The sequence below is a fragment of the Marinomonas gallaica genome, from assembly GCF_001639745.1.
GTDB lineage: Bacteria > Pseudomonadota > Gammaproteobacteria > Pseudomonadales > Marinomonadaceae > Marinomonas > Marinomonas gallaica.
On record NZ_LTAX01000004.1, the window covers coordinates 206,181 to 220,163 of the forward strand.

Annotated in this window: 11 protein-coding genes; 7 read left to right on the forward strand and 4 right to left on the reverse strand. The window is 44.4% G+C overall.

The window, feature by feature from the left end:
- The first annotated feature begins 2 nt into the window (after positions 1-2).
- Positions 3-1,091 carry a glycosyltransferase family 4 protein gene (locus AYW76_RS06570; protein WP_156489040.1) on the forward strand — a complete coding sequence of 363 codons (1,089 nt, stop codon included), beginning with the start codon at positions 3-5 and terminating at the stop codon, positions 1,089-1,091.
- Here the strand turns inward: AYW76_RS06570 and AYW76_RS06575 are convergent.
- From AYW76_RS06575 to AYW76_RS06590, 4 genes are read right to left on the reverse strand one after another with little or no spacing between them, the layout of a single operon-like run.
- Positions 1,088-1,885: a glycosyltransferase family 2 protein gene (locus AYW76_RS06575; protein ID WP_067217379.1), complete on the reverse strand. Its 798-nt coding sequence runs from the start codon at positions 1,883-1,885 to the stop codon at positions 1,088-1,090. The two genes, AYW76_RS06570 and AYW76_RS06575, sit on opposite strands and share 4 nt — an antisense overlap.
- 11 nt (positions 1,886-1,896) lie before the next feature.
- The gene (gene waaF / locus AYW76_RS06580) at positions 1,897-2,907 is read right to left on the reverse strand and encodes a lipopolysaccharide heptosyltransferase II (RefSeq protein WP_067217383.1); all 1,011 of its coding nucleotides are present in this window, start codon (positions 2,905-2,907) and stop codon (positions 1,897-1,899) included.
- Positions 2,900-3,847 (reverse strand): ADP-glyceromanno-heptose 6-epimerase, encoded by a 948-nt coding sequence (gene rfaD / locus AYW76_RS06585; RefSeq protein ID WP_067217387.1) that lies wholly within the window; start codon positions 3,845-3,847, stop codon positions 2,900-2,902. The genes waaF and rfaD overlap by 8 nt, the downstream gene beginning before the upstream one ends.
- Positions 3,848-3,866: 19 nt before the next feature.
- Positions 3,867-5,018, reverse strand: a complete 1,152-nt coding sequence (locus AYW76_RS06590; RefSeq protein WP_231872564.1) for an AGE family epimerase/isomerase — start codon at positions 5,016-5,018, stop codon at positions 3,867-3,869.
- A gap of 64 nt (positions 5,019-5,082) precedes the next feature.
- On the opposite strand from AYW76_RS06590, the gene hldE reads away from it, so the two are divergent.
- The 6 genes from hldE to AYW76_RS19345 all read left to right on the forward strand — a co-directional run.
- Entirely contained in the window at positions 5,083-6,510 is a 1,428-nt protein-coding gene (gene hldE / locus AYW76_RS06595) for a bifunctional D-glycero-beta-D-manno-heptose-7-phosphate kinase/D-glycero-beta-D-manno-heptose 1-phosphate adenylyltransferase HldE (protein WP_067217456.1), read from the forward strand.
- Complete coding sequence (msbA, locus tag AYW76_RS06600) at positions 6,510-8,276, forward strand: lipid A export permease/ATP-binding protein MsbA (protein ID WP_067217390.1); 1,767 nt, start codon at positions 6,510-6,512, stop codon at positions 8,274-8,276. The genes hldE and msbA overlap by 1 nt, the downstream gene beginning before the upstream one ends.
- Positions 8,277-8,280: 4 nt before the next feature.
- A complete protein-coding gene (locus tag AYW76_RS06605) occupies positions 8,281-9,510 on the forward strand; it encodes a 3-deoxy-D-manno-octulosonic acid transferase (RefSeq protein WP_067217394.1) in 1,230 nt (409 codons plus the stop codon).
- 474 nt (positions 9,511-9,984) lie between these two features.
- A complete protein-coding gene (locus tag AYW76_RS06610; RefSeq protein WP_067217397.1) occupies positions 9,985-10,485 on the forward strand; it encodes a hypothetical protein in 501 nt (166 codons plus the stop codon).
- Positions 10,486-10,499: 14 nt separating this feature from the next.
- Complete coding sequence (locus AYW76_RS06615) at positions 10,500-10,853, forward strand: hypothetical protein (protein ID WP_067217400.1); 354 nt, start codon at positions 10,500-10,502, stop codon at positions 10,851-10,853.
- A gap of 107 nt (positions 10,854-10,960) precedes the next feature.
- Positions 10,961-13,983 (forward strand): calcium-binding protein (locus AYW76_RS19345; protein WP_269448095.1); only part of this gene is annotated, 3,023 nt, incomplete at its 3' end.

Consider the following 13,983-nt stretch of genomic DNA (forward strand, 5'->3'; position numbering starts at 1 on the left):
ACGTGAATGTTCTTCATATGTGTTTGTCCTATGGTTTTGGTGGGCTTGAGATGTATCCATTGCGTGTGGGTAAGCAAATGAAGCAGGTAGGCCACAAGGTTTATGGTATTGCGTTAGCTCAATCTTCCATTGATGAAGCAATGTCAGGGGAGTTTGATGACTGTTTGGCAATTTCCAGCCGAGGGCATGGATATCGCAATCTTTTTTCATTGGCTAAATGGATCAAGCAACACAATATTCAATATGTGCACTGTCATAAATCTTCAGACCTATTTTTAGCTGTATTACTAAAGAAACTGTGTGGTTTCAAGTTGATTTATACAGACCACATGGGTGTTAAGAAGCCTAAAAAAGACATTTTTCATCGTTTTATTTACCGTAATGTTGATCAGCTGTTGTCGATCAGTAACTTTACATTAGCGTTTAATAAAAAGGCCTTGCCGATTGCTGATGCTCGGATTCAAGCGCTTTGGCTTGGCACATCGATACCAGAACATATCCAAGCGGGTGTCGATTTAAAGTCACAACTAAAGCTTTGTGATGATGTATCTGTTGTAGGCATTGTCGGCCGTTTATCGCCAGGGAAAGGGCATTTAGAGCTCATCAAAGCGATGGCAAAGCTGGAAGAGGAACGCTTTCATTTAGTTATTATTGGTGGTTTAAACGCTAAACAGGGTGGCGACGATGGGTATATTGACAAGCTGAAGCAGTACGTTAGTGAACATAAGCTAGACAAACGCATCACTTTTTACGGCTTTACTCCAGAGCCTGAAACGTTACTACCCTCTATTGATGTGGTGGTTATTCCTTCGCATTTGGAAGCGTTTGGCTTAACGGTGATCGAATCGATGGCCCAAGGGAAAGCTATTATTGGTTCAAATGCAGGCGCTATCCCAGAAATCTTAGAAAACACGGGGATATTGGTCGATCCATTTGATTCAGACGCCTTAGCAAAGGCCGTAACAGAGCTCTGTGAAAACACTTCAAAAAGGCAGTCACTTGCCCTATCTGCAAGAGATAGGGCAAAACAACACTTCGATCAAGACGTACATGTTAGCAAGTTGCTTAAGATCTATCAGGCACTTGATTAAACGTGATCCTTAGGTTTATTGGGCTGTGAACGCACCCAAAGATCAGCATATTTAACAAAAGTAGAGTGAGCAGACAGAATGGCAAGCAAAAAGCCTTGTTTGCCATCTAGGAAACCGCGTTTGAGTAAATACATTTTCACGAAGCAAGCAAAAGCATGCAGACTGGCAGAGCTTAACGAGGTCGTTTTTCCTCGCTTTTGTTTTTGGTCTGCGGACAGCTTTGCGTATGAGGCGGACTTCACTAGGTAATGATGCAAATTTTCATAGGTGTAATGTGTCATATCCCCTTTAAGATTTTTAGTTACGACGCCGTCTTTAAGCAAGACTTTTTCGTGAACTAAGTTATCCGAGTAGTTGCCTTCTGCTACGCGATAGAGTCGTGTGACACGATCAGGGTACCAGCCTGAATGAGTGATGAAACGTCCAAAGACCCAGCTTTTACGATTCACGTTATACGCTGTGTTGCTGGTTCCTTGTTCAAGGGCTGTCAAAATGCTTTGTTTTAACTCTGGCGTGACGATTTCATCCGCATCAATCCAAAAGACATAATCAGTGGTAATGTATTCTTGTGCAGCTTGGCGTTGCTTGCCAAAGCCTTCCCAGTTGTCTTTTACATAAAAATGGCGTGTATAGCTCAGTGCAATATCTTGTGTTTTGTCACTACTGCCTGAATCTAAAATGACGATTTCATCTGCCCAATCGGCTAAGCTGTTTAAGCAACTGGCTAGATTTTTCTCTTCATTTTTAACGATGAGCGCTGCTGTAACCGTTGCTCGCTTTGAATTACTGGTCATAAATACGCGTCCTAGCAGGCTTGTTCAATGGACTGGATAATTTGCTTAGGCTCCAGCTGCTTCAAGCAATTGGTATGACCAAGTGGGCAAGTGCGTTTAAAACAGGGTGCGCAGTCCAAATGTAAGTTGTGAATTACCTTGTTGTCTGTGAGCGGCGGTGTAAAGAGCTCACTGGTGGAGCCATAAATACCATGTACTCGAGTGCCAACCGCTGCTGCAACGTGCATCAGTCCAGAATCATTACTGACCGCTTCTTTGGCGGCGGCCAATAAATCAATGGCGTCAACGAGCTTGGTTTTGCCGCAAAGATTATGAGCGTGTTGTCCAAGACCTTTAATGATGGCTTGCGCATCTTCAATATCTTTCGGACCTCCAAGCACCCATATTTGATGGCCTGACTTTATCAACGTTTCTGCAAGATCATGGAAGTGAGCAATAGGCCATTGTTTCGCTGGACCGTATTCAGCCCCTGCCATCATGGCAATGGCGGGTCGTTGGGTGTCTAATCCTAGCGTTTTATAGAGTGCTGCTTGGTTTTTTGTATTGATGGATAACACGGGGTTTGGCAATGACTCTGGTGGGTAGGCATTTTTCTTAGCGACCCCAAGGGAAGTGAAGCGCTTCACTGTCTGGTTAAGTACTTTCTTATTTAACTTGCGACGTTCAGTCAGCAGGACAAAGCGCTGCTCGCCATGATAGCCAACCCGCTTTGGGATCTTTGCAAAGAAGGGAACTAATGCAGACTTCCATGAGCGGGGCAGCACGATGGCTTCATCATACTGCTCGTTACGAAGTGATTTCCCCAATTTTCTACGAGTGCTAATACCCCATTCGCCATGCCCTGTTTTTAGGGTGATCGCTTGGCGCACCTCTTCCATACGCTCTAGAATAGGGCTTGACCAAGCGGGGCCGATGACATCAATGATGGCGTCCACATCTTGCTCTTTAATTTTTTTAAAGAGGCTCTGCGCCATGACCATGTCGCCGACCCAAGAAGGGCCTACAATGAGATATTTAGCCACGTTGGTCTAGCCACATCATGTAATCTTTCACGCCTTGAGCAAGACCGCGGAACGAACCATTGTATCCAGCCTCGCGCAGCTTAGTGATGTCAGCTTGCGTGAAGCTTTGGTAAGCGCCTTTTAAGTGTTCAGGAAACGGAATAAATTCAATTTCCCCTTTGCCATAATGTCCAATAACAGTCTCAGCAATGGTTTTGAAAGGTTCTGCATTGCCCGTGCCGAGGTTGAAAATGCCTGATTTTTCAGGGTTATCCAAGAACCAAAGTTTCGTGTTTACCAAGTCTTCTACATAGATAAAGTCACGGCTTTGGCCGCCGGCTTCATAGCCATCGTAGGCACCAAACAGTTTAGGATTTTCGTCAGCCAGTACTTGATTTCTTAGGTGGAAGGCAACGCTTGCCATGCTGCCTTTATGGTTTTCACGCGGACCATAGACATTAAAATAGCGGAAGCCAACAATTTGGGATGTGGCTTTTGGAGAGATCTCACGTACATATTGATCGAACTGGAATTTAGAGAATGCGTACATGTTTAATGGCTGTTCATGTTCTCGCGATTCTTGGAATACAGGGCCTGGGCCATATACTGAAGCCGATGACGCATAAGAAAATGGCACTTTATGATCCAGGCACCATTTCAAAACCGCTTTTGAATATTGGTAATTGACGTCCATTACATACTTACCATTCCATTCAGTGGTCGCAGAGCATGCGCCTTCATGGAAGACCGCCGTCGCTTGGATGTTCAGGGCATCTTTTTTGATTAGATCTAGGAAGTCGTACATGTCCATGTAGTCTGCAATGTCTAAATCGGACAAATTAAGGCACTTCTTGCCATCCGTTAGATCATCAACCAGCAAAATGTCACGAATGCCACGGTCGTTTAACGCTTTAATTATATTGCTGCCGATGAAGCCGGCGCCGCCAGTTACAATGTACATAGTCCGTATCCTGTCATGCTTATGAATCCTGCCATTTTAGCACTTCTGCTAGGCCAAGAAATATGTGATAACCCGTTGTACCCGGGAGAGGAAAGCCTTTGCTGCGATTTTGAGCATCTAGATATTCAATCCAGCGACCATTATCAAGGAAGTATTGTTCTTGAATAAACGCTAAGGCTGTCTCTATACGTGCAAAGCGCTCATCTGATGACATAGGTATTACACAGCAAGCTTTAAGATATTCGGTAATTGGCCAGATGCGTTTTTCGGCATCGACTGTTTCACCAGTATTGCCATCAAAACTGTTAATGATGCCGCCATTACTTGGTTGGCCAAATTGAATGGCTGATTGCCACAGCCGATTTGCTAAATCTAAATCCAGTTGGCGATTGGTGATGTTATGCGTTTGGTGCAGTAGCCATGCCCATTCGAAATGGTGTCCTGGTTCTACCAAGTGCCCCGTTTCATCATCTAGTGTTAGATCGGCCTTAAAAAATTCTCGCAAGGTGTGTGTGTTTGGCTCGACAAAATGCTGATGTGCCAGTTCACAGATCTGTTCTATATGTGTGATGTACTTTGCTTGCTTGGTTGCATGATACGCCGCAACAAAGCCTTCCAGTAAATGCATATGTGGATTCTGACGGCGAGTAATATGCGTTTCAATAGGATACGCTTCGTAAAACCCGCCATTGGGGTGTCGCATATTTTGTTCTAAAAACTGCTCGGTTAGCTCGATGTATTGCAGTGCCGTTTGGTCGCCTGTTAGCTGGTAGTAATGGCTGAAAGCTAGCATTACAAAAGCGAGCGCATAGGCATCACTTTTTTGGTCGAGGATATTTAACTCGTCATCACGAGAGAAAATCCACCGACTATCAATAAAGTATTGCTCGACAGTAAACGTAAATAAGGATCGGATTTGTGCTTCAAAACCGTTAAGGTAGCCCAGTTCTGATGCGTGACTGAGTGTGTAAAGTTGACGACATTGGGTCAATAGCCGAATGCGCCCAACTGGATTATGTTCCCAGTTAAGCGCTAGACTTTCGTAACTGTAACCCTGAGGAGTAAAACCGTAGTTTACCCAGTTTGGGATCAGACCTTGAAAGACGTGGTCTGCACAGCTTTGTATGCGTTTGTGCAAGGTTTTAGGCATTTCCATGTTGATCAATTTCACATGAGTCCAAATTGAAAGGCGGTTATGATAAGATGTTTGCCCTCAAAAATCGATGAAAAGCGCCATGATATCCTCACATTTAAACTTTAAGAATAAACATATCCTTGTCGTTGGTGACGTTATGCTAGATCGCTATTGGCATGGTGGCACTTCACGTATTTCTCCTGAAGCTCCGGTACAGGTTGTCAAAGTTTCAAGCGTTGAAGACCGTCCTGGTGGTGCTGCAAACGTTGCATTAGGTCTCGCGAAGCTAGGCGTTCGCGTTTCTCTAGTCGGTGTAGTGGGACAGGATGAGAATGCGACGGCTTTAGAGAATGCTCTGACTCAGTCTGGTGTTGAGTGTCATTTTGTCACAACAGACAGTTTACCGACGATCACCAAACTGCGTGTTATCAGTCGCCATCAACAATTGATTCGCTTAGATTTTGAAGAACGTGAAGACACGTTAAGCCAAAACCAAGCGGTAGCCGATAAAGTCGCTGCTTTATTGCCTGATGCAAACGCAGTTATTTACTCTGATTATGCCAAAGGCTGTTTAGCCGACGTGAGCACCTTGATTGGTCTGTCGAACGAAGCGAGCGTTCCGAGTTTTGTTGATCCGAAAGGTGACGACTTCTCTATTTACCAAGGGGCCACGTTAGTTAAGCCTAATATGGTTGAGTTTGAAGCAATCGTTGGCAAATGTGCCGATCTTAAAGAGATCGAGCAAAAGGGACTTGAGCTCCGTGAACGCTTCGGTTGGCAATCTCTGTTAGTGACACGCGGTGAAGATGGCTTAGTCTTGCTTGAAGAGGGCAAAAACTCATTTTCCCTAGCAACCGCTGCGAAAGAAGTCTTTGATGTCACCGGCGCAGGTGACACGGTCGTTGCGGTGTTAACCGCTATTTATACGACGAGCAAACGCTTTTCCGACGCGGTCGATTACGCAAACCAAGCAGCAGGTTATGTGGTTGGAAAGCTGGGTACCGCCTCAATAGATGCCGATACGCTAGAAGCGATCATGTTTGCGCGGTCTCATTCGACCAATTTTGGTGTGCTGTCACCTGAATCTCTGCAAGAGCAAATTAAACTGGCTCAGTTAAATGGTGAGAAAATCGTATTTACCAATGGTTGCTTCGATATATTGCATCCGGGCCATGTGGCCTATATGAAGCAAGCTAAAGCATTAGGCGACCGTTTAGTCGTAGCCGTAAATACAGATGCCTCGGTCAAACGTCTTAAAGGGGAGAAGCGTCCTGTGAACGATTTAACACATCGTATGGCCGTGCTCGAAGGCGTTGGCTCGATCGATTGGGTCACATGGTTTGATGAAGATACACCATTAGAAATTATTCAGACGTTAACACCTGATGTGTTGGTAAAAGGTGGTGATTACACGATTGAATCCATCGTGGGTGCCGAACATGTGTTAGAACATGGCGGAGAAGTGAAAGTACTTTCTTTTGTTGACGGATATTCTACGACTTCGATTATTGAAAAGGCGAATAATTAATGACGTCACCTGATCAGCAAACTCCAGAGCCTCAGTCTGGCGTTAAGATCTATTTGCGTCTATTGGGGTACGTTAAATCTCAATGGCCCATTTTTTTAGTCAGTGTCATGGGCTACATGCTCTATGGCGCGATGGAACCTGCTCTGGCTGCACAGTTAAAATACATTGTTGATGTAGTCTCTTCAGGCTCAATAGAGGAAAACCGGTTTATAATACCTGCTTCTATTTTGGCGATATTCCTGTTGCGTGGTATCGGTACCTTTTTTGGTAGTTACTTCATGGCGAAAATTGCCAACAAAGTCGTCTATGACTTACGTACCACCATGTTTGATAAACTGGTTTTGCTACCGACGAGCTACTACAGCGAAATGCCCTCAGGGCGCTTACTGTCTAAATTGACCTATGACACCGAACAGGTGATTGGCGCGGTGACTTCAGCCGTTAAAACACTGCTACGCGAAGGCTTAACCGTCGTTGGTTTATTGAGTTATATGCTTTACACCAACTGGCGTCTATCGCTACTGTTTATATTGATTATTCCCATCATAGGCTTTGTGGTTTCTTATGCATCAAAGCGTTTTCGTAAGCTTAGTAAACACATTCAGAATGCCATGGGTGGCGTATCAGATGTCGCTTCTGAGTCAATTAAGGGGCATGAAGTCGTTAAAATTTTTGGCGGTTTTGAGTATGAGCGGGATCGTTTTCGCCAAGCGGCTGGTGATAACAAGCGTTCTCAGCTCAAAATGGAGCTTACGAAAGCGCTGAATATTCCGGTTGTACAATTTCTGGTAGCGATTTCGTTAGCCTTATTGATATGGCTAGCGTTAGATCCAAGTCTTAGTCAGAACATGTCAGCTGGTGATTTTGTTGCTTTTATTGGCGCTGCCGGCATGCTCAGCAAACCGGCGCGCCAGCTAACCGATGTAAACAGTATTTTGCAAAAGGGTATTGCAGCAGCGCAAAGCATTTTCGAGTTCATTGATATGACCGAAGAGGTGGACGCAGGTAAGCAAGAACTATCCAACGCAAAAGGGTCGGTTGAGTGGCGCAACTTAAGTTTCAAATACCCAAGCAGTGACCGTTTGACGTTGGAAAATATCAATTTACTGTTGCCAGCCGGAAAAACATTGGCCTTGGTAGGGCGATCGGGTGGTGGTAAGTCAACGTTAGCGAACTTAGTGCCGCGTTTGTACGATGTGGAAGGCGGAGAGTTGTTATTAGACGGGCAAGATAGCCGTGAATACTCCCTTAAAAGTTTACGTAGCCAAATTGCTTTAGTGAATCAAAATGTCGTGTTATTTAATGGTTCTATCCGTGACAACATAGCTTACGGTTATCTGCGTGATGCGCCAGAAGAGGATGTCATTAACGCTGCAAAAGCTGCCAATGCGTGGGAATTTATTCAGGGCTTTGAGCACGGTTTAGACACCATGGTCGGTGAAAATGGTGTGTTGATGTCGGGTGGGCAACGTCAACGCATTGCCATCGCGCGAGCCATATTGAAAAACGCCCCGATCCTGATTTTAGACGAAGCGACCTCGGCATTGGATTCGGAGTCTGAACGGGCCATCCAGCAAGCCTTAGACAGTCTAATGAGAAATCGAACAACCATTGCCATTGCTCACCGTTTATCCACCATCGAAAACGCCGATATTATTGCTGTAGTCGATCATGGGCAGATCATCGAGGTCGGTTCCCATAAAGCATTGATTGAGCAAGGTGGGGCGTACGCCAAATTGCATCAAAATCAGTTCAACGAAGAATAAGCGTATGTGGCTTTATCGTCTCTTGCTGCTGGTTGCTACGCCTTTTATTGCGCGACGTATCTGGCGTTTCCATAAGCGCTATGACAATTACCGAGTCGCGGAAACGCTCGGTAAATGGGCGCCAGTGACTGCCGATCTTTGGTTGCATTGTGCGTCGGTCGGTGAGGTCTTGGCCGCCAAAACCTTAATTACGCAATGGCTAACCCAGCACCCCAATAAAACGTTATTGGTAACAACTGTAACGCCTACCGGTGAAGCGCAAGTGCAAAAGTGGTTTTCTGGACGCGTCCAGCATCGCTACTTACCTTTAGATCATACAGTATGCGTACAGCGCGCGCTGAAGCAACTGTCCTGTCCGCAATTGGCAATCATAGAAACGGAACTTTGGCCAAATCTATTAAACGCAGCAAAAGCCAAGGGTATGACGATTCAAATTATCAATGCTCGCCTCAGTGAGCGCTCCGCTAAGCGTTACGAGAAGTTTGGCTCAGTTTCGCGTCCCTTGATGGCATTGCCTGATCGATTCTTGGCGCATGCGGCGGCTGATGCGGAGCGGTTTAAATCATTGGGGGCGAAAGATGTCGCCGTAGTGGGCAATATCAAATTCGATATTACCGCTCCTGAAGACAGTGAAGTACCGATTTGGCGCCAAGCCATTGCCCCGAAGAATGAATTTGTTTGGATTGCTGCCAGTACCCACGAAGGTGAAGATCAACAATTTTTAGCGGCGCATAAAACCCTTTTACAGCAAGTGCCCAAAGCTAAGTTGATCCTTGTGCCGCGTCATCCTGAACGCTTTGAAGCAGTTTATAAACTCAGCCAACAAGAAGGCTTTCAGACCGTTCGACGTTCAGATGATCAACTGGATACTTGGTCTATGGCGGATGTTCTGATCGGTGATAGCATAGGCGAAATGATGCGCTACTTCGCTATCTCTGAGGTGGCCTTTGTCGCGGGCAGTATGATTGAGCGAGGAGGGCACAACCCGATTGAACCGGCGATCTTGTCCAAACCAGTGATCGTTGGTGCGCATACCTTTAACTTTGCCGACATTACTGAATCACTGATACACGATGGTGGCGCAGTGAGAGTTCGATCAGAGGGCGAATTGGTGGATCAACTGCTTTTACTGCAAGACGTCCAACAGCGACAAGCCATGGGGCAAAAAGCCCTAAGCAATGCTAAAGCCAATCAAGGCGCATTAGAACGAGTTTGCCGCTTTTTAGACACGTAACTAGAGTCGCTTCTTGGAGTAAAAATAATTTCGTTCGAATTAGCGGCTTTCTAAAAAAACTGCATTTTTTATGCTAACTTCGCCAGAGGATGTCTGCACTTAATTAAGGAATATGTAAATGGATTTTCTTAGAACCACTGCCTTGGCTGTACTTTACAGCTTTCTTACCTTTCTATTCCCCTTTCTCTTCCCCTTAGTACTGTTTTCTACTGCGGTGCAGACACACATATCTGGCCCTATTAAACCATAGGGTTGATCATGGGGATCTAGAAACCATTACCTTTTTCTAATGTAGGTGCATCCTATGGAACGCTTAAAAATCACGGCAATTTCCTTGTCAATTACTATCTTGGTCTTTATGTAGGGGGGGCGTTGGTATTGTCCGATCTGATCTAATATGCATATTAATAGAGAAGCAATGCTACGATGGTCTAAGTGTGAAAATGTTGGTTTTTTGTGAGGGGGTGGGTATATATGAAAATAATTCTTATATGTTTTTCGTGTTTTCTAGTAGTAGGACTAATGGTTGCCACTGTTAGTTTGAGTATTTTTGATAAGGTAGGTGCCCCTTATGTTAAGCGTGTCTTCTTAGGTGGTATCGGTGAGGTTGTAAATGATGAATTTGACGTTAAAACGAAATGCAATTACCAGATAAATTTCCATATGGTGCATAAGAATAAAGTATATAACGAGTATGAAGATATTCTTATTCACCGCCAGCTTCCTGTAAGTATCGAATTACAGATGGATGAATATGACGAAGGTGCCTTTGAAAATATATTCAGGAAAGTGATAAGCCCTAAGGTAGAAGGTTTGGGTCTAAATATTACATCGTTAAATTATGGCAATGTATTTTTGGATAAAGGCCATTATCGGATTAAGGCTGAGATTTTGGATGGTAACCCTTCCTCTCTGCATAATATTGACTTTATTTTGAGAGTTGAAGTTAAACCAAAAACATCTTGTGAAAACTAATCGAGTTAGGAAGTATGATCGAAAATGCGTGGGATGATCAGCAACAAAAGCGCCTTAAGTTTGTTCGTGAGGTTTTGTCTGAAAGACCAGAGACTGTTAGGCAAGATCATATTGGTGAAATTCTGGAGGGAATAATTACAGTTGATATGACCCCTTGGGAAACAAAATTGGCAGGAGGTGCCTTTACCTACAAGGCAGGGCAAGCGTCATACCGGCAGCGCGTTGAGTCAACTGCTAATTCTGATCAAAAAACGTTCATGACGCTTGCCCTGACCTACAAGGTTATTCCTGATCCGATTGTATGGGCAAAAGACGTTGATCTGTTGAGAGTTATTTGGACGCAAAGCGAGCGCCCGGATAACAGCTAAATACTCATGAAGTTTACAAACAACACTCAGTTTTCACGTAAGAAACCAGTATATTTTTTAGTTGATTTTAAAATTGGAAAGGTTGCAGTTATTAAGGAGATAAACTGATGCCAAAAATAATAGTGCGTATTGCAGAAGGTGGCGCTGTCACAACGGGAACGCCGTCAACAGCTGGTCATATGTGGATAAGTACGCCAGATGGCAGCTACGGATTTGCTCCTATAGAGCATGGTCGTATATATGGAGATGGAAATGTTGTTAACAACGATGATTCTTATTATCAAGAAATATATTACGAACGGGATTTCGAACTAAACCAAGAGCAATACGATAACTTAAAAGATTTTCTAGATGATCCAGCAAGTAACGGCTTCGATATGACATACAATGCGGCTTCTAACAGTTGCGTTGATTTTACATGGGAGGCGCTGGAGCATGCTGGTTTTGATACTGGTGATAATGAAGGTGACTTTTATCCAAAAAATAATAAAGATGAAATAGAGGCTTTGTCATCCACACCGGATAATCCAACAACACCGGATAATCCAACAACACCGGATAATCCAACAACACCGGATAATCCAACAACACCGGATAATCCAACAACACCGGATAATCCAACAACACCGGATAATCCAACAACACCGGATAATCCAACAACACCGGATGAGCCAACGACACCGGGCGAGCCAACGACACCGGGCGAGCCAACGACACCAGATAATCCAACAACACCGGACGAGCCAACAACACCTGACGAGCCAACAACACCGGATGAGCCAACAACACCGGATGAGCCAACAACACCGGATGAGCCAACAACACCGGACGAGCCAACAACACCGGACGAGCCAACAACACCGGACGAGCCAACTACACCAGACGAGCCAACTACACCAGACGAGCCAACTACACCGGATGATTCTAGTACTGAGCCACAACGCGTAAGCACCGATGCTAGTGGAGTGGAGCTATGGTATGACCCTGTAAAAGATGAATATGCATTATGGCACCCTGAAGATAACAATGGTGGAGAGCACCCGTGGGATGATCCTAATGGTTTCGATTTCGATTTGTCTGGTCCTGAAGGAAATGGCGATGGGGAGAATCCATCCGTAGAACCTGATCCACAGCCAGAACCTGACCCTCTACCTCCAGTCTCACCACCACCAATGCCTCCAGTTCCGCCAAAGGACCCATTGGCATTGGACTTAAGTGGTAATGGAATGGTTGATACCTTATCCAAAGAAGAGGGTGTTTTTTTTGATCTTGATAATAGTGGTTTTGCAGAACAGGCCAGTTGGGTATCAGCGGATGATGGCTTTTTAGTTTTAGATCGTAATCTGAATAGTAAGATAGACGGTGGCTCTGAATTATTTGGTACAGAAACACTGCTAGCCAATGGTGCATATGCTGAAAATGGTTATGAGGCGCTTGCTGAATATGATGAGGATCGTGATGAAAAAATTACCTCTGAAGACTCCATTTTCTCGGAGCTTAGAGTTTGGCAAGACGTTGATAGTGATGGTGTTACGGATGCTGATGAGCTAAAAACACTTACAGATCTAGATATTGTCTCTATTAATTTAACTTATGAGACTAATCAATTTACAGATGAAAATGGTGTTTTACATGGAGAGCAAGGAAACTTTTCTTTTAGTAGTGGAGATGCTGGATTAACGAATACTTTATGGTTTGATTCAGATTATCGGAACTCTATTCCTGTGCAAGTTCACAATGGTGAAGGAATTGCTGTTTCAGCGGAAATTGCAGCTCTACCAGATGCTGTTGGTTTTGGTAATGCTTATAGTCTACATCAAGCAATGGCATTAGATGGCAGTGAAGAACTAAAAACACTTGTTCAATCGTTTGTAAATGCGCCCTCTGCTGATGTTCGAAAATCCTTAGTAACTTCTATATTGACAGTATGGGCAGGACAGACTTCAACTGCAGTGGATAGCAGGGGAAGTTATATTAATGGTCAGCAACTGGGTGTTTTAGAAACGTTCTGGGGGCAGCCTGCATTACAGGCAACACCTAATCAGAGATATGCTCAAGAATTGAATAATGTGTATCAAGGATTAGAAAAATCTGTTTATACACAGCTAATGTCTGCGAGTCATGCTAGAGACCTATTTGGTTTGTTGTCGGGTTTGTTGTCGTTTGAACAAGAAAATGGAAATTGGAAAGGAGATTTTACTGAGGTTAGTGAGCATTTCGTGATTCGGTTTGCTAATAATGAACCCTCTTCTGCCTCCTCACTTGATGACTTTATGGATGTAGTCAAAGGAATAAGTCCTTATTCAAACGTGATGTACCAAAATTTCATAGACACTCTTGAGCAAAAAGCTCTTTTATTGCCATTAGACACTCAGGCGAACATGCTTGAAGTCGTACGAAAGGGAGATAATGAAATTATCGGAACTAGCAGTACGGATTCGATCAATGGCTACGCAGGTGACGACCGACTTGAAGGCCGAGGCGGAGACGACGTACTGGATGGCGGGTCAGGTAAAGATACTTTGTATGGCGGATCCGGGAACGATACGCTTAGAGGTGGTGCTGATAATGGTGACTACTTGAGAGGCGAATCGGGTAATGATGTGTACCTGTTTAATGTGGGAGATGGTCATACCACAATCAGTAATTATTACCGTAAAACAACGGATTACGACGTTTTGCGTTTCTTAGAGGATGTGCAACCTGAAGACGTAACCATTACGCACAGCAGTTATCATTTACTTTTAACCCTTCAAAATACCAAAGAAGTCATCAAAGTCACTGACTTCTTCGATAAAGCTGCTTACGAACTGGATGCAGTCGAGTTTGAAGATGGGACGGTTTGGGATGCTGTTGAGTTGAAACGACAAGCTTTTTCGGGAACGGAGGCGTCGGAGAAAATAGTTGGACTTGATTCTGCGGACACCATTCCAGGTCTTGGAGGAAATGATCGTCTTGAAGGTCGAGGTGGAAGCGACGTACTGGATGGCGGGTTAGGCAAAGATACTTTGTATGGTGGATCCGGAAATGACACATTAAGTGGTGGTATGGGTGATGGGGACTACTTAAAAGGTGAGTCTGGCAATGACGTGTATCTATTTAGCGCTGGGGATGGGAACACCACAATCAA